Genomic DNA, 18,303 nt, shown 5'->3' on the forward strand with positions numbered 1-18,303 from the left:
GCCCCCAAAAGGGGGTGCCCTTCTTGCGGGATCCGGAATCAGGCCTTGGGCGTTTTGCGCGGCGTGGCTCGGGCGCGGCCCGTGGGGTTGGCGCGGGCGCTGCCCCTGGCCTTGGTGGCCGGCTTGGGGGCGTCGGCGGGCGTGTCGCTGGGCGCGGTCCGCACGGACATCGCGTCCGAGCCCGCCTGCACGGCCTGGGACGCCAGGTTCGAGAACTGTTCCGTCAGGGTGCTCCACCATTGCATCGGATTCACGCCCGGCGGCGGGGTGACAGCCGCCGCGGCCTCGGCCGCGGCGCTGGCCCTGGGGGCGTCCTCGTCATGGGCAGAGGCGGCCGGGGGCGGTGTCGAGGCAGGAGGGGCGGAAGGGACCGGCGGCGTGACCTGCGCCTGCAGCGATTCCCGCAAGGCGTCCAGCGGCACCTTCATGCCCTGCAGGGTCTGCAGGGTCATGCGCTGCACTTCAAGGGTCTGGATGGTCATGCCGATCATGCGGGCGTTCTGCTCCAGCCAGAACTGCACGGTCTTGAGGTCCTGGATGCGCTTGTCCAGTTCTTCAGGGTCCAGCGTCGGCATGCTCCAGGCAGCCCCGGCGCCGGCCGCACTGCCGCCCAGGTTGGGCAGGGCGCTGGAGGCGGCCTTCATCCAGTCCTGGAAAAAGCCCAGGCCGGCGGCGCTCAGGCCGGCAAAGGGGTTGCTGGCATCGGCAGAGCCGGACGGATCGGGGCTGGTGGGTCGCGTGGGCATGCGGGTCTCCTGCGTCGTGCAGACCATTGTGCCGCGAGATGCACCCCATAATCCCGGGCTTCACCTATGCAACGCCGCGACTTCCTCCGACTCACCGGCCCCCTGGCGGCCGCACTGGCCTGGCGCCAGCTCTTTGCCGTGACCACGGCGGCGCAGCCCGTGCTGCAGGGCTGGACCGAATCGGACGAGGTGTTCACCCTGGGCGTGGCCAGCGGCGAGCCCCTGCCCACCAGCGTGGTGATCTGGACCCGCCTGGCGCCCAAACCCTTGCAGCCCGATGGCGGCATGCCTTCCCAGCCCGTGCCCGTGCGTTGGGAAGTGGCCCACGACCCTCGTTTTGCCAGCATCGTGCGGCAGGGCGAGTCCCTGGCCCTGCCTGGGCGCGCGCACAGCGTGCACGTCGAGGTCGATGGGCTGGAGAGCGACCGCACCTACCACTACCGCTTCATCGCTGCGGGCCAGGCCAGCAGTGTGGGGCGCACCCGCACGGCACCTGATCCAGAGGCCCGGGTGCAGCGCCTGCGCCTGGCCTTGGGCTCCTGCCAACACTATGAGCAGGGCTACTTCACGGCCCACCGCGACATCGCGCGCAGCGATGTGGACGCGGTGGTGTTCGTGGGCGATTACATCTACGAAACCGATGCGGTCAACAGCGCCCGCATGCGCCGCCATGTGTCCGGCCTGATGGACGAGCTCAGCCTGGAGCGCTTCCGGGTGCACCACGCCAGCTACAAGCTCGATGCTGACCTGCGCGCCTGCCACGAGGCCCACCCCTGGCTGTTGACCTGGGACGACCACGAAGTCCGCAACGACTACGACGGCGACCACGACAACTTCGGCATGAGCGTCGAAGAGCTGCTGCAGGTGCGCACGCGTGGCTACCAAGCCTATTTCGAACACTTGCCCATCTCACCGCGCCGCGCGCCGGTGGGCGCGAACGCCCAGATGCACACGCGGTACAGCTGGGGCCGGCTGGCCGACATCTGGCTGCTGGACACGCGCCAGTACCGCAGCGAGCAGGCTTGCACCAGCCTGCCCAACTCGTTCTGGCGCGACAAGATGCTGTGGCGCTGCGATGCCACGGGCGCGCCTGAGCGGACGATGCTGGGACAGGGGCAGGAGCACTGGCTTGGCCAGTCGCTGGCCGCCAGTCGCGGAGCCTGGCGGATCATCGCGCAGAGCACGCAGATGTCACCCGGCACCTTCAAGCCGCCGGGCGCCGAAGCCATGCTCTACAGCGATGGCTGGGATGCCTTCCCGGCTGCGCGCGAGCGCCTGATGACCGCCATCGCCCAGCCGCGGGTGCCCGATGTGGTGGTCCTCAGCGGCGACGTGCACCGCCACGTGGCCGCCAATCTGCGCCTGAACCCGCGTGATCCGCAAAGCGCCATCATTGCCAGCGAGTTCGTGGCCTCGTCCATCAGCAGCAAGGGCCTGAGCGAGTTCCTGCATGGCTGGATGAAGGCCAGCAATCCCGACCTGCTGTACCTGCGCGGCGATGAACGCGGCTATGCGCTGATCGACGTCACCCCCGAGCAGATGCGTTGTGATTTCCGCGCCACCGCGCACCCGGTGCGTGCGGATGCGCGCTTTCACACGCAGGCCAGTTATGTGGTCGAGCGGGGCGTGGCGGGGCCAAAGCGGGTCTGAGCACAAAGTAACCAGTGGTAATAATTGCTTTTTGGGCTTGAGTGACCTATTTCACGATGTGTAAACGTATGCCATAGTTTGCGCGTCATTCATGCGTGATTCATCGCATGACGAAGTAGGAAGCAGGGAAATGCAGATACAAGTCGCTCCGAAGAAGGGCGTCGAGGGAGAGGTGCGCGCGCCCGCCGTACAGGTGGATGCTGCCAAATCGCTTGAGACTCTGTGTCTCTTGGCGCGTCTGCACCAGATTGCTGCGGATGCCGCCACGTTGGCGCATCAACTCGCCATCGACCCCCACTCGGCGCTCCAACACGACGACTTGCTTCGTGCCGCAAAGCACCTTGGCTTGAAAGCCAAGCTGGTCAGGACCACACCCGAACGACTCAATCTCGCTGCCCTCCCGGCATTGGCCCGTCTGGTCGATGACGACGGGCAAGAACGCTGGGTCCTGCTGGCCCAATGCGATGGCCAGCGGGTCCTGTTTCAGGATGCCGGGGCTGATGGAGGCGGGCGTCCCACCATCGAGCCATTGGAGGTCTTCGCGCGCCAATGGGCTGGCGGTGGCGGCCAGGGCACACTGCTGTTGGCTACCAGCCGCGCCAGTCTGGTGGGCGAAATGGCCAAGTTCGACTTCAGCTGGTTCATTCCCAGCTTGGTGCGCTACCGCAAGCTGCTGGGCGAAGTGCTGGTCGTTTCACTGTTCCTGCAGATCTTCGCGCTGATCAGCCCCCTCTTCTTCCAGGTCGTGATGGACAAGGTGCTGGTCCACCGGGGCATGACCACGCTGGATGTGCTGGTGATCGGCCTGCTGGTGGTTGTGGTGTTCGAAAGCGTCCTGACAGGGCTGCGCGCCTATGTGTTCAGCCACACCACGAGCCGCATCGATGTCGAATTGGGCGCGCGTCTGTTCCAGCACCTGCTGCGCCTGCCCCTGGCCTATTTCCAGGCACGCCGTGTCGGTGATTCCGTGGCCCGCGTGCGCGAGTTGGAGAACATCCGCAGCTTCCTCACGGGCAACGCCCTCACGCTGGTGCTGGACGTGGTGTTCTCGGTCCTGTTCATCGCCGTGATGTTCTTCTACAGCGTGTCCCTCACGCTGATCGTGCTGACGAGTCTGCCTTTGTACGTCATCCTGAGCCTGCTGGTGGTGCCCGTGCTGCGCAAGCGGTTGGACGAGAAGTTCGCCCGCGGTGCCGAGAACCAGGCGCTGCTGGTGGAGACCATCACAGGCATCCAGACGGTCAAGGCCAACGCGCTGGAGCCCTCCATGGCCCGCCGTTGGGACAATCAGCTGGCTGCCTATGTGTCGGCCAGCTTCAAGACCCAGAATCTGGCCACTTGGGCCAACGAGGGCATCAACCTCATCGGCAAGCTGGTCAACGCGGCCACCTTGTGGTTCGGCGCCAAGCTGGTGATGGACCAGGAGCTCACCGTGGGGCAGTTCGTGGCGTTCAACATGTTTGCCGGGCGTGTGGCCCAGCCCATCATGCGTCTGGCGCAGATGTGGACCGATTTCCAGCAGACGGGCATTTCGATGCAGCGGCTGGGCGACATCCTCAACACCCGTACCGAGGTGCCTCCTGCCAACGCGGCCCAACTTCCTCCTGTCAAGGGCAGGGTCACGCTGGACCAGGTTACCTTCCGCTACCGACCTGAAGCCGCACCCGTGCTGCAAGGCGTGAGTCTGGACATCCTTCCTGGCGAGGTCATCGGCATCGTTGGACGATCGGGCTCGGGCAAGAGCACGTTGACCAAGCTGGTGCAGCGCCTGTACGTGCCTGAACAGGGGCGCTTGCTGGTCGATGGCATCGACATCAGCCTGATCGATGCTGCGCAGCTGCGCCGCCAGGTGGGCGTGGTGCTGCAGGACAACTTCCTGTTCAACCGCAGCGTGCGCGAGAACATCGCCATCGCCGACCCGGCGGCACCGATCGAGGCCATCATGCGGGCGGCTCAGCTGGCAGGTGCCCATGATTTCGTGAGCGAGCTGCCCGAGGGTTACGACACCATAGTGGGCGAACAGGGCGCCAGCCTCAGCGGCGGGCAGCGCCAGCGCATTGCCATCGCGCGGGCCTTGTTCTCCAACCCGCGCATCCTGATTTTCGATGAGGCCACCAGCGCGCTCGACTACGAGAGCGAAGCCATCATCCAGTGCAACATGGCGGCCATCTGCCGGGGGCGCACCGTGCTCATCATTGCGCACAGACTCAGTGCCGTGCGCCATGCCCATCGCATCATCGCCATGGACAAGGGGCGCATTGTCGAGGCGGGTCCGCACGACGAATTGATCAAGCATCCCAAGGGCCTGTATGCCTACCTGTGGCGCATGCAGCAGTCGGGCGGGCAGGAAGCTCCCGGGTCGGAGGTTCAATCGTGAGCGCTGCATCGTCTTCGGAGCAGGTCGTGGCCGCACCGCCTCGGCATCCCTTCCTTGAACTGATGGCTCGATACAGAGCCATCTGGCGGGCGGTCTGGGCGCAACGCCATCAACTGGCCGGTCCCGCAAGGCTGGCCGACGAAGTGGCCTTCCTGCCGGCGGCGCTCAGCCTGCAGGCCACGCCGCCGCATCCGTCTCCGCGGCGGGCCATCTGGGTCATCCTGAGCTTGTTCACCATCGCCTTGCTGTGGGCCTGTTTCGGGCAGGTGGACATCGTCGCGGTGGCTCCGGGGCGCATTGTGGTCAGCGAAGGCACCAAGCTGATCCAGCCCTTGGAAACCAGCGTGGTGCAGGCCATCCATGTGCAGAACGGCGACAAGGTCAGGGCCGGCCAGTTGCTGATCGAGCTGGACCCTACGTCCGCCCGCGCGGACAACAGCCGGGTGGGGCAGGAGCGCACGGCGGCCTTGCTGGAGGCGTGGCGTACCGAGGCCCTGCTTGGATCCCTGGACAGCGGCAAAACGCCGTCCTTGCCGTCAGCAGCGCGCGAGGTCGATGCGGGCTCTCTGACCATGGCGAAGTCGCAGCTCAGCGCCGAATGGCTGAACATCCAGGCCCAGCGCGCCAAGCTCGATTCGGACATCGCGGCCAAGAAGGCCGAGCTGGACACCGTGCGCGAGGAAGTAGCCAAGCTGGAGGCCACCCTGCCCATCGCACGCAAGCGCGAGGTCGACTTCGAGACGCTGTCCAAGCAGGGCTTCGTGAGCCAACACGCGGGGCAGGACCGCACCCAGGTGCGCATCGAGATGGAGCAGGACCTGGCTGCCTACCGTGCTCGCCGCGAAGAGACCAAGGCCGCCATCATCCAGGCCGAGCAGACGCGTCGGGCATGGATGGCCGACACCGTCAGCACGCTCAACGAACGCCATGCCAAGGCCGATCTGCAGCAGCGCCAACTGGTGGCGGAGGGGGCCAAGGCCAGCCAGCGCGAGCGCCTGACAAGTCTGGCGGCCCCGGTGGATGGCACCGTGCAGCAACTGGCCGTTCACACCACGGGCGGCGTGGTCACGCCTGCACAGGTGCTGCTGGTGGTGGTGCCCGATCAGGCCCAGGTCACGGCGGACGTGACGCTCGAAAACAAGGACGTGGGCTTTGTCAGCGAAGGCCAGGAGGCCGAGATCAAGCTGGAGACCTTTCCGTACACGCGCTATGGCACGGTGCCCGCCAAGGTGACGCACATCACGGCCGATGCGGTGATGCAGGACCCGCAGATCAAGCGTGACGAGGACGGTAAGGCCAAGGCGGACAGCCCTGGCGGGGCAGTGTTTCCGGCTTCATTGGCCTTGGCGAGCAATGTGATCGATGTGGATGGCAAACAGATCAGGCTGGCGCCAGGGATGAACCTGACGGCGGAGATCAAGACGGGGAAGAGGCGGGTGATTGACTACTTACTGAGTCCGGTGCAGAAGCATGCGGGGGAAAGTTTGAGGGAGCGCTGAGCGCTCGGATTTTTCGTTCCAAAGGTTTTTATGAGTTCTTCAGGCAAGTCATTTTTTGGGGGCATCGCTGTGGGCGTTTTTTCTGCCTTCATCCTGCGCTATTGGGGGCATGAGCGTGTCGGCCCGTTGTCGGTTGTTGTTCTTATTCCGCTGCTCTTGCTGTCTTGTATTTCATTATTTGTAAGGCAGTTCGTGCCTGGGGCGGTTGATAAATACGGATTGCCTCAAGACGACCTTTCTGGCGAGCAGATTAAAAAAAATCCGAGGCTTGCTACGGTTCTTCAATTGCTGACTTGCCTGGGTTTTTTTCTTTTTGGCTGGTTAATCGTTTTTTGCTTTTTGTTGTTTATTAATAAATAGGGTATTTAAATGGCGAAAACAGTTTCTTCTGCAGGTGAGTTGTCAAATGTCGTTGCAGATATAGTTCAGTTGGCGCAGAAATTTCCGAATGTGGATTGGACGGACGGGGCGACGGTTATTCAGCTTGGCTCGCAGGCTATTAATCTGATCAAACCCAATCACCCATTGCTGGAGCTTTCTTCTGCAATTGCCTCCGTGGCGCCTATTGCCAACGGTATCACGTCCATTTCTCAGGGGTTACAGACAAATGATGCGCGAAAAGTATCCGATGGATTGCTAGATCTGATTTCTGGGATTGGGGGGGTGCTGTCTTCCGGGCTCGTACCACATCCTGGGGCAAAGGCGGCAGGGCTAGCAATTTCTATCATGGCAAATGCCGCCAAAATGAATCGAGATCGAATTTCTGATTTCCTGGATCCGGATAATTTATCTGATTTGTTGGAAGATGTTCGGCGGATGCTTTTCCCGGACTATGCGCTGCAGAAGGATCTTGCTGATGCCATCAGCGGAAAATACCGTGATGCCAAAAATCCACCCCGCCGTGACCCGCTGGCAATCGATTTGGATCGGGATGGCATTGAAACTGTTGGCGTCGGAGCGGGTAACCCCATTTTGTTTGACCATAACGCCGATGGCATCCGAACTGGGACGGGATGGTTGAAAGGGGATGATGCCTGGCTGGTCATGGACCGAAACGGCAATGGCACTATCGATTCCGGTCAAGAGTTGTTTGGCGTAGATACCCAGATCATCGACGCAGCGGGGGTGCAAAGAGCTGCCTTCAGTGGTTTTGAGGCCCTAGGAACCCTCGATGCCAATAATGACAAAGTGTTTGATGCTCAAGATGCAGCCTTCAGTCAGGTAAGGCTTTGGCAGGACATCAATCAAGATGGGATTAGCCAAGCCAACGAACTCAGTACGCTTGTCCAAAAAAACATTACAAGCATTTCTCTGATAAGTACCGCCACGGCTACCAATCTGGGAAATGGCAATGCGGTCACTGCGACGGCATCAGTCGCGTTCGGTAATCAAACTACTACACACATTGACAGCGTGTCCGTCTCAGGCGCAAGCGCCGGTAATCTCGACCTTGCCGACAATCCGTTTTACCGAGAATTTCCCTCTATCCCCTTAACGGAGATTGCTCGTGCTCTGCCAGAGATGGGCGGGAGCGGCTGGGTGCGTGACTTAAGAGAAGCAATGAGCCAGGGTACGGCGACGGCCCAGACATTGGTCAACACGGTGAACGCCTTTGCACAAGCATCTACTCGGGAAGCGCAGCTAAAGCTGATCGATGCGTTGCTATCCGATTGGGCGTCTAGCACTGGCAAGCACGACATTACCCCAAGCCTGATCGAGGGCGTGACGGGAACCTTGATCAACGAGTCGGGTAACACGAAGACTTACAGAATCACTGCAATGGACCCGGAGCAATTGCAGGCGTTGCTGAGCAATAGCCCTTCGGCTGACTATGATGCTGCTCGATTTGTGTTTAACGACGAGAGGTATGCCAAGAAGCCAGGCGCTCACCAATATGAAGGATTGCAGTTGACGGAAGCCGGCGTTGAGGTGATGGCGCGGCTCGCCGTGCTAGAAGTCTTCAATGGTCAGAGATTTATTGACTTCACAACTATTCGCACGACGTCGTCTGGTGGGGGGGCTGGCTCTGCAGGAGGTGGTGGCAGCGGCGGCGGAGTCTATGTGCCTCCTACTGGACCACAGGTGCGGTATGAGATCCAGATCACTACCAATCAAATTGAATCCTTGAACCAAGCTTACGATGCATTGAGGGAGTCGGCCTATGCATCGCTAGTGATGCAGACACGCCTCAGGCCATATCTCGATGCGATCACGTTCACGATCGAGGACAACGAGGTCGAAATCGATACGACCCCTTTCATCACTTTGTTGGCGAGCAACAAATCTGCTAATGCCGCCAACGCCTTGATCGATCTCATCGAACTGAACCGTTACTCTCACGACACGCTGGAAGCTGTTGGCCTGGATGGTATTGCGCTCCTGAGAACCTGGATCTCGGACTTCTCAGCCCAGCCGTGGCTCGCATCCATATTGGCAGATCTGCGCGTCAACCTCGGCACATCGCCAACCCTGTCTTCTAGCGCCGACCTGTACGTGGGTTTGGATGGCCGGGATACAGTGAATGCTGGTGATGGCAATGACCTCATTGATGCGGGTGCGAGCGCCGATTATGTGAACGCTGGCGCTGGTTCGGACACACTGTTGGGAGGTGCAGGCAATGACATCCTCTATGGCGGCAACGGTGCCGACGTTCTTCAAGGGGGCGCCGACAACGACACGCTTTACGGCGAAGCCGGAGCTGACGTGCTGGACGGCGGTACCGGCAATGACTACCTGTCCGGTGGTGATGGCCAGGACACCTACCGATTCGGCCGCGGTTCTGGCCAGGACACCATCTACAACTATGACTCGGACACGCTGGGCACGAGCGCCGATGTGATCCAGTTGGGAGACGGCATCACGCCATCGGACATCGAACTGAGCCGCTCCGGCGACACGCTGGTCATCGCCATCGCCGGGACCAACGACCAGCTGCAGGTCCAGAACTACTTCTCTCAAGATGGGCAGTCCGCGTATGCGGTGGAAACCATTCGTTTTGCAAATGGCACGCAGCTGAGCATCGACCAGGTGAAGGCCTTGCTCCTGACCCCTGGCCAGCAGACAAGTGTGAACCAGACTGGCTATGCCACGGCGGATCTGTTGGTGGGCAGCGCTGGTCGCGACACCCTGGATGGCAAAGGCGGCAACGACACGATCCATGGCGCCGCAGGTTCGGACTACCTTGTCGGGGGAGACGGCCAGGACAAGCTGCAGGGCGGCAGCGACAACGACCTTCTGTACGGCGGTAACGGCAACGACCTGCTGCAAGGCGACAGCCGGCCCGAGAAGGTGGTTATCAGCGCCAAGGCCAGTCTGGCCGGGGGCGTGGGAGCGGAGCTGCAACTGTGGATCAACGGCCAGAAGGTCGGCTCTGCCGAAGTGCGCTCCACCTCCGGATGGGCCGACTACACCTTCGACGTCGATCTGCCACAGGGCCGTGATGTCTCACTGGACGTGGTGTTCGCCAACGATGCGACCGTCAACGGTGAAGACCGCAACCTGTGGATCAACACGGTGCGTGTCGGCAGCCATGTCATGAATCCCACGGACACGGGCGTCAAGGTCGATCGTGGCAATGGCGCTGGCGCCTTCGATGGCCTGGATGTGATCGCGGGCAGCGGTGGCTTGTTCTGGAACGCAGCACTGCGGTTCACGGTGCCTCTGTCCGTCGTGGGCTCGGGCGGCAACGACAGCCTGTATGGCGATGCCGGCAACGACACGCTCGATGGAGGCGCAGGCAACGATTCGCTGTCAGGTGGCGATGGCGCTGATGTCTACCTGTTCAGCCGTGGCGATGGCCAGGACTCGATCAACAACCACGACGCCGATGCCCTGGGTGTCAATGCCGACACGATCCAGCTGGGGGCTGGCATCACCGTGACGGACGTGGTGCTGACGCGCAGCAGCAGTGACTTGATCATCAGCATCAAAGGCACGGATGACCAACTGCGTGTGTCGAGCTATTTCTATCAAGATGCCGCGTCCGCCTATGCGGTCGAGAGCATCAAGTTCGCCGATGGCACAGCCTGGGACATCGCCACGGTCAAGGCCAAGGTGCTGACCAGCACCACAGGCCACGACAACCTGACCGGCTACGCCACGGCAGACAGCCTGTCTGGGGGCGAGGGTCACGATACATTGAACGGCGAAGCCGGCAACGACACGCTGGATGGCGGCGTTGGGCAAGACAGCCTGAACGGCGGCAATGGCGCCGATGTGCTCAGGGGGGGGCTGGGCCGTGACACGCTGTACGGCGGCAATGACGCCGACAGTCTGCAGGGCAACGAGCACAACGACTACCTCTACGGCGATGCCGGCAATGACACCCTGGACGGCGGCACAGGCAACGACAACCTCCAAGGTGGCAATGGCGCCGATGTCTACCGCTTCGGCCGGGGCAGTGGCCAGGACACCATTTTCAATTACGACGCTGACACCCTGGGCACGAATGCCGATGTCATCGAACTGGGGGCCGGCGTCCTTACCACGGACGTGGTGCTGACGCGCAGCAGCGATGACCTGGTGATCCGGATCAATGGCACGACCGACCAGTTGGTGGTGCAGAGCTATTTCTCTCAGGACGGCACCGCCCCCTACGCGCTCGAGACCCTCAAGTTCGCCGACGGCACGATCTGGGACATTGCCGCGGTCAAGGGCAAGGTGCTGGTCAGCACCACGGGCAATGACGGCTTGGGCGGCTACGCCACGGCGGACAGCCTGTCCGGCGGCGATGGCAGCGACACCGTGAACGGCCTGGCTGGCAACGACACGCTGGACGGTGGTGCCGGCCAGGACAGCCTGAGTGGCGGTGACGGTGCCGATGTGCTCAAGGGGGGGCTGGGCAACGACACGCTGTACGGTGGCAACGACGCCGACAGCCTGCAGGGCAACGAGCACAATGACTACCTCTACGGTGACGCGGGCAACGATACGCTGGATGGCGGTGCCGGCACGGATTACCTCAGTGGTGGCAATGGCGCCGACGTCTATCGATTCGGCCGGGGCAGTGGTCAGGACACCCTCTACAACCACGATTCGGACGCGCTGGGCACGAACGCCGATGTCATCGAGCTAGGGGTTGGCGTGCTCACCACGGACCTGGTGCTCACGCGCAACAGCGATGACCTGGTGATCCGGATCAACGGCACGACCGACCAAGTGGTGGTGCGGAGCTATTTCTACCTGGATGGTGCCTCCAGCTATGCGCTCGAAACCCTCAAGTTTGCCGATGGCACGACCTGGGACATCGCCGCGGTCAAGACCAAGGTGCTGGCCAATACCACCGGCAATGACAGCCTGACCGGCTATGTCACGGCGGACAGCCTGTCTGGCGGCGATGGCAATGATGTGTTGAGCGGCCTGACCGGTAACGACACGCTGGATGGTGGCGTCGGGCATGACAACCTGAGTGGCGGCGATGGTGCGGACGTGCTCAAGGGGGGGCTGGGCCGCGATACGCTGTACGGTGGCAACGACGCCGACAGCCTGCAGGGCAACGAGCACAATGACTACCTCTACGGCGATGCCGGCAACGATACGCTGGACGGTGGTTCGGGCAACGACAACCTCCAGGGCGGCAACGGCGCCGATGTCTACCGCTTTGGCCGCGGTGGCGGCCAGGACACGATCTACAACCACGACGTCGATGCGCTGGGCACGAACGCCGATGTCATCGAACTGGGTGCGGGCGTGCTCGCCACCGATGTCGTGCTGACGCGCAGCAGCGATGACCTGGTCATCAGCATTTCTGGCACCGATGACAAGCTGGTTGTGCAGAGCTACTTCTACCTGGATGGCACGGCTGCCTACACGGTGGAGAACCTCAAGTTCGCCGACGGAACCACCTGGAACTATGCGGCGGTCAAGTCCCGTCTGTCGACCGCCACGACACCCGCAGGGGTGGCCCAGTACGGCACAGGCGTCGCGGAGGCCTTGACCGGGGGCGCCGGCCCTGACACCTTGTCGGGTGGTGCAGGCAACGACACCCTCAACGGCGGTGCCGGCAATGACAACCTGCAAGGCGATGGCGGCAACGACACCTACCTCTTTGGCAAGGGCTCCGGCAAGGACTCGATCTACAACTACGACACCACGGCTGGCAAGCTGGATGTGGTGCAGCTTGGTACGGGCGTCACCACTGCAGACGTGGTGCTGACGCGATCCAGTGACGACCTGCTGCTGAGCATCAAGGGCACATCCGACAGCCTGCGCATCAACAGCTACTTCTACAGCGATGCCACCTATGGCTACCAGGTCGAGCAGATCAAGTTCGCCGATGGCACCATCTGGGACGTGGCTGCGGTCAAATCCAAGCTGGTCATCGCCACGGCAGACAATGATGTCCTGACTGGCTACGCGACGGCCGACTCGCTCACTGGCTTGGCCGGTGACGATGCGCTGTACAGCCGTGCTGGCAACGACACGCTCGATGGTGGTGCTGGCGAGGACAGCCTGTCGGGCGAAGACGGGGATGACCTGCTCCGTGGCGGCACCGAGAACGACATTCTGTCCGGTGATGCGGGCAAAGACAGCCTGCTGGGCCAGGACGGTGATGACAATCTGGCCGGTGGATCGGGCCATGACACCCTCGACGGTGGAGCAGGCAACGATTACCTCAGCGGTGATGCCGGCAACGACGTCTTCATCTTCGGCAGGGGCTATGGCCGCGATACCGTCTCCAGCTACGACAGCACGGCCGGCAAGACGGACGTGGTGCAACTAGGCACCGGCATCGCCGTGGCCGACGTGGTGCTCACCCGCTCCCGCGACGACCTGCTGCTGAGCATCAGGGGGACATCCGACAGCCTGCGCAGCAGCAGCTACGTCTACAGCGACGCGGCCTCCGGCTACCCGGTCGAGCAGCTCAAGTTCGTCGATGGCACCATCTGGACCGTGGCCACGGTCAAGTCCAAGGTGATTGTCGCCACGGAGGATCACGATGCCCTGCCCGGCTATGCCTCGGCCGATTCGCTCACGGGCCTGGCCGGTAACGACACACTGTACGGCCGTGCCGGCAACGACACGCNCTTCTACAGCGACGCGGCCTCCGGCTACCCGGTCGAGCAGATCAAGTTCGTCGATGGCACCATCTGGAACGTGGCCACGGTCAAGTCCAAGGTGATTGTCGCCACGGAGGATCACGATGCCCTGACCGGCTATGCCTCGGCCGATTCGCTCACGGGCCTGGCCGGTAACGACACACTGTACGGCCGTGCCGGCAACGACACGCTCGATGGTGGCGCGGGCGACGACGGACTGTCGGGTGAAGACGGCGATGACGTGCTCCGAGGCGGAACCCAGAACGACACCTTGTATGGCGATGCAGGCAACGACAGCCTGCTGGGCCAGGAGGGTGACGACTACGTGATCGGGGGGGCGGGCAACGACACCCTCGACGGTGGCGTCGGCAACGACTTCCTCAGCGGCGAGGCTGGCAACGACATCTTCGTGTTCGGCAAGGGCTATGGTCGTGACACGATCTCCAGCTATGACAGCGCGGCCGGCAAGACGGATGTGGTGCAGTTGGGCGCGGGCATCACCGCGGCCGATGTGGTGCTCACCCGTTCTGGTGATGCCCTGGTGCTTTTGCTCAAGGGCAGCGCTGACAGCCTGCGCATCGACAGTTACTTCTACAACGATGCCACTTATGGCTACCAGGTCGAGCAGATCAAGTTCGCCGACGGCACCACCTGGGACGTGGCCGCAGTCAAGGCCAAGGCGATCGTCGCGACAGACGACCACGATGTCCTGACAGGCTATGCCACGGCCGATTCGCTCACAGGCCTGGGCGGTGACGACACCCTGTATGGCCGTGCCGGCAACGATACGCTCGATGGCGGAGCAGGCGAGGACCGACTGTATGGAGAGGAGGGCGATGACGTGCTCCGCGGCGGCACCCAGAACGACACGCTCTTCGGCGATGCAGGCAATGACAGCCTGCTGGGCCAGGACGGTGATGACGTGCTGTACGGTGGTGCAGGCAACGACACCCTGGATGGCGGCGCGGGCAATGACCAACTGCAGGGCGAGGCCGGCAACGACACCTACCTCTTCGGCAAGGGCTCGGGCAAGGACACCATCTACAACTACGACACCACGGCGGGCAAGCAGGACGTGGTGCAACTGGGCGCAGGCATCACGGCTGCCGACGTGGTGCTCACCCGTTCCAGCGACGATCTGCTGCTGAGCATCAAGGGCACCTCCGACAGCCTGCGCATCAGCAATTACTTCTACAACGATGCCACGTACGGCTACCAGGTCGAGCAGATCAAGTTCGCCGATGGCACCACCTGGGACGTGGCCGCGGTCAAGTCTCAGGTCGCGCTGAACACCGTTGGCAACGATGCCCTGATCGGGCTGGCCACGGCCGATTCGCTCACGGGCCAGGCCGGTGACGACGTGCTGTATGGCCGTGCCGGCAACGACACGCTTGATGGCGGTTCTGGCGAGGACCGCCTCTATGGGGAGGACGGCGATGATCTGCTCCGAGGTGGCACGCAGAACGANGGTCAAGTCTCAGGTCGCGCTGAACACCGTTGGCAACGATGCCCTGATCGGGCTGGCCACGGCCGATTCGCTCACGGGCCTGGCCGGTAACGACACACTGTACGGCCGTGCCGGCAACGACACGCTTGATGGCGGTTCTGGCGAGGACCGCCTCTATGGGGAGGACGGCGATGATCTGCTCCGAGGTGGCACGCAGAACGACAAGCTGTACGGTGATGCCGGCAACGATAGCCTGCTGGGGCAGGACGGGGACGACCATCTCTCGGGCGGCTCGGGTAACGATACGCTCGATGGCGGCGCCGGCAACGACACCTTGCAGGCCGATGCTGGCAACGACACCTACGTCTTTGGCAAAGGCTCGGGCAAGGACACCATCAACAACTACGATGGTACGGCCGGCAAACAGGACGTGGTGCAACTGGGCGCGGGCATCACGGTGGCCGACGTGGTGCTCACCCGCTCCAGCGATGATCTGTTGCTGAGTATCAAGGGCTCGTCCGACAGCCTGCGCATCAGCAGCTATTTCTACAGCGACGCCACTTACGGCTATCAGGTCGAGCAGATCAAGTTCGCCGATGGCACCACCTGGGACATTGCCGCTGTCAAGTCCATAGTCACTGCCGGCACGACGGAGAACGATGTTCTGACAGGCTATGCCATGCCCGATTCGCTCACGGGCCTGGCCGGTGACGACGCCCTGTATGGCCGTGCCGGCAACGACACCCTCGATGGAGGAGCCGGTGAGGACAGCCTCTCTGGCGAGGATGGCGATGACCTGCTCCGCGGAGGCGCCCAGAACGACACGCTGTACGGTGATGCAGGCAATGACAGCCTGCTGGGTCAGGAGGGAGATGACAACCTTTCGGGGGGGGCAGGCAACGACACCCTTGATGGCGGTGCCGGCAACGATTCCCTGCAGGGCGGCGTGGGCAATGACACCTACCTCTTCGGCAAGGGCCATGGGCGCGACACGATCTCCAGCTACGACGGCACGGTCGGCAAGCTCGATGCGATCCGCCTGGGCAGCAATGTTGCTGTGTCCGATGTGATCCTGAACCGTGACGGCGACAGCCTGGTCATTGGCTTCACCGACGCCACCGATACATTGCGCGTGGACAGCTTCTTCTACAACAACGCTGCGGGCGGCTACCAGATCGAGCAGATCGTGTTCAGCAACGGCACCGTGTGGGATCTGGCGACCATCAAGTCCAAGGTCTCGGGGGCCACCTCCGGTGATGACATCATCGTCTTGCCGGCAGGCGACGACGCCATCAATGGCCTGGCCGGCCATGACAGCATCAGCGGGGGCGCAGGCAACGACACCGTCAATGGCGGCGAAGGCAACGACACCCTGGTCGGTGGCACAGGCAACGACGCACTCATCGGTGGCACGGGCAACGACACCTTCGTGTTCGCCAAGGGCGCGGGGGTTGACCGCATCAACGAAGGCGACAGCACGGCTGCCAATATCGACACCGTGTCCTTCACCGATGTCAAGTCGACAGAGCTGACATCGATCGAGCGCCTGGGCGATAACTTGGTCATCAAGTACGGCACGGATGATCAGGTGACGATACAGAGTCAGTTCAGCAGCGACATGTACGAGGTCGAGCAGATCAAGTTCAGTGACGGTATTACCTGGAACGAAGCAACCATCAAGTCCCGAGTCATCACCAATGGTGATGCCAGCAACAACATCATCAGCGGCTATGCTGACGGCGGCAATCGCATCTATGGATTTGATGGTCACGATTCCCTGTATGGAGCGGGGCAGGCAGACACCCTGGATGGCGGTGCAGGCGACGACTACGTGAGCGGCGATGTCGGCAACGACAGTGTGTTGGGTGGAGCGGGCAATGACACGCTGTATGGCGGCCAGGGCCTGGACACGCTGGTGGGCGGTACAGGCAACGATTCCATGCGTGGGCATGAGGCCAACGACACCTATGTGCTGGCCAAGGGTGCGGGCACCGACCGCATCTACGACTACGACACTGGGGCGGGCAACATCGACGTGGTGTCCTTCACCGACGTCAAGTCCACCGAAGTGACGGCGGTCGAGCGCCTGGGTGACACCCTGGTGATCAAGTACGGCACGTCTGACCAGGTGACCATCGAGAACCAGTTCTCTGGCGATGCCTACGAGATCGAGCAGATCAAGTTCAGCGATGGCATCACCTGGAACGAGGCGGCGATCAAGTCTCGCGTCATCACCAACGGCGATGCCGGCGCGAATACCATTAACGGCTACACCGATGGTGGCAACCGCATCTACGGATTGGATGGCAATGATTCCCTGTATGGAGCCGGGCAGGCAGACACCCTGGATGGCGGTGCGGGTGACGACTATGTGAGCGGCGATGTCGGCAACGACAGCGTGTTGGGTGGAGCTGGCAATGACACGCTGTATGGCGGCCAGGGCCTGGACACGCTGGTGGGTGGCCTCGGCAACGACTCCATGCGTGGCCACGAAGCCAACGACACCTACGTGCTGGCCAAGGGGGCGGGCATTGACCGCATCTACGACTACGACACCGGCACTGGCAACATCGACGTGGTGTCGTTCACGGATGTCAAGTCCACCGAAGTGACTTCAATCGAGCGCCTGGGCGACAATTTGGTGATCAGGTACGGTACGTCCGACCAGGCGACGATCGAGAACCAGTTCTCTGGCGATGCCTACGAGATCGAGCAGATCAAGTTCAGCGATGGCATCACCTGGAACGAGGCGGCGATCAAGTCTCGCGTCATCACCAACGGCGATGCCGGCGCGAATACCATTAACGGCTACACCGATGGCGGTAACCGCATCCACGGGCTGGACGGTAATGACTACCTGTATGGAGCGGGCTTCAGCGATACGCTCGAAGGTGGCGCAGGCAATGATTTGCTGTCAGGTGCAGCCGGTGTGGACTATCTGCGCGGTGGTGATGGCAACGATACGCTCAGCGGAGGTGATGACACCGACTTCCTCTATGGATTGAACAACGACGACTCCATCATCGGCGGAGCAGGCTATGACGCCATCTGGGGGGGGAAGGGCAGCGATACCCTGGCAGGTGGCGCCGACGGGGATGTCTACTTCTTCAGTCCTGGAGATGGTTCGGACCAGATCAGCGACTACGACACCATCGCTGGCAACAGCGATGCGATCGTGTTCTCGGGGACGATCAACGCGGACCAGCTGTGGTTCCGAAAATCCGGCACGAGCCTGACGGACCTGGAGGTCAGCGTGATCGGCACCGCTGACAAGGTCGTGGTCAAGGACTGGTTCAGTGGTGCGGCCTACCAGATCGAGGAGATGCAAGCGGGCGATGGCAAGTTCCTGAGCAATGCCAATGTGCTCAATCTGGTCAACGCGATGGCACAGTTCACACCGCCGGCTGCTGGGCAGACCACCCTGCCCGCGAACTACCAGGCGTCCCTGACGCCAGTGATCGCGGCCAACTGGGTCGCCACCTGATCTGACTCGACCTGATCAGGCAGGCTCCGTGCTGGTTAGCTGGCACGGGGCCTGCTGTCATGC

8 protein-coding genes are annotated in these 18,303 nt (G+C 62.3%); 6 read left to right on the plus strand and 2 right to left on the minus strand.

Features of this window, described 5'->3' with window-relative positions; all coding sequences use genetic code 11:
- Positions 1-38: 38 nt before the first annotated feature.
- Positions 39-746, minus strand: a complete 708-nt coding sequence (locus EIP75_RS08355) for a PhaM family polyhydroxyalkanoate granule multifunctional regulatory protein (RefSeq protein WP_125242787.1) — start codon at positions 744-746, stop codon at positions 39-41.
- 66 nt (positions 747-812) lie between these two features.
- Between EIP75_RS08355 and EIP75_RS08360 the strand changes: the two genes are divergently transcribed.
- From EIP75_RS08360 to EIP75_RS08375, 4 genes are all read left to right on the plus strand, one after another.
- Complete coding sequence (locus EIP75_RS08360) at positions 813-2,396, plus strand: alkaline phosphatase D family protein (protein WP_125242788.1); 1,584 nt, start codon at positions 813-815, stop codon at positions 2,394-2,396.
- A 130-nt stretch (positions 2,397-2,526) separates the two neighbouring features.
- Positions 2,527-4,773, plus strand: coding sequence for a type I secretion system permease/ATPase (locus EIP75_RS08365; protein WP_125242789.1), 2,247 nt, complete (start codon positions 2,527-2,529; stop codon positions 4,771-4,773).
- Entirely contained in the window at positions 4,770-6,272 is a 1,503-nt protein-coding gene (locus tag EIP75_RS08370) for an HlyD family type I secretion periplasmic adaptor subunit (RefSeq protein ID WP_233584749.1), read from the plus strand. The genes EIP75_RS08365 and EIP75_RS08370 overlap by 4 nt, the downstream gene beginning before the upstream one ends.
- A 30-nt stretch (positions 6,273-6,302) precedes the next feature.
- Positions 6,303-6,632 carry a hypothetical protein gene (locus EIP75_RS08375; RefSeq protein ID WP_125242790.1) on the plus strand — a complete coding sequence of 110 codons (330 nt, stop codon included), beginning with the start codon at positions 6,303-6,305 and terminating at the stop codon, positions 6,630-6,632.
- A gap of 426 nt (positions 6,633-7,058) precedes the next feature.
- Here EIP75_RS08375 and EIP75_RS24050 read toward each other — a convergent pair whose 3' ends face one another.
- On the minus strand, positions 7,059-7,355 hold the full coding sequence (locus EIP75_RS24050) for a hypothetical protein (RefSeq protein ID WP_233584750.1): 297 nt from the start codon (positions 7,353-7,355) through the stop codon (positions 7,059-7,061).
- Between EIP75_RS24050 and EIP75_RS24485 the strand changes: the two genes are divergently transcribed.
- On the plus strand, positions 7,242-14,867 hold the full coding sequence (locus tag EIP75_RS24485) for a calcium-binding protein (RefSeq protein WP_508608328.1): 7,626 nt from the start codon (positions 7,242-7,244) through the stop codon (positions 14,865-14,867). The two genes, EIP75_RS24050 and EIP75_RS24485, sit on opposite strands and share 114 nt — an antisense overlap.
- Positions 14,761-18,240: a calcium-binding protein gene (locus tag EIP75_RS24850; RefSeq protein ID WP_158622781.1), complete on the plus strand. Its 3,480-nt coding sequence runs from the start codon at positions 14,761-14,763 to the stop codon at positions 18,238-18,240. The genes EIP75_RS24485 and EIP75_RS24850 overlap by 107 nt, the downstream gene beginning before the upstream one ends.
- Positions 18,241-18,303: the final 63 nt, after the last annotated feature.

Source organism: Aquabacterium soli (genome assembly GCF_003933735.1).
GTDB classification, from domain to species: domain Bacteria; phylum Pseudomonadota; class Gammaproteobacteria; order Burkholderiales; family Burkholderiaceae_C; genus Aquabacterium; species Aquabacterium soli.

What these genes read in the sequence shown, in the direction of transcription:
- EIP75_RS08355 (WP_125242787.1), bottom strand. Translation starts at nt 746, where the DNA reads ATGCCCACGCGACCCACCAGCCCCGATCCGTCCGGCTCTGCCGATGCC.
- EIP75_RS08360 (WP_125242788.1), top strand. Translation starts at nt 813, where the DNA reads ATGCAACGCCGCGACTTCCTCCGACTCACCGGCCCCCTGGCGGCCGCA.
- EIP75_RS08365 (WP_125242789.1), top strand. Translation starts at nt 2,527, where the DNA reads ATGCAGATACAAGTCGCTCCGAAGAAGGGCGTCGAGGGAGAGGTGCGC.
- EIP75_RS08375 (WP_125242790.1), top strand. Translation starts at nt 6,303, where the DNA reads ATGAGTTCTTCAGGCAAGTCATTTTTTGGGGGCATCGCTGTGGGCGTT.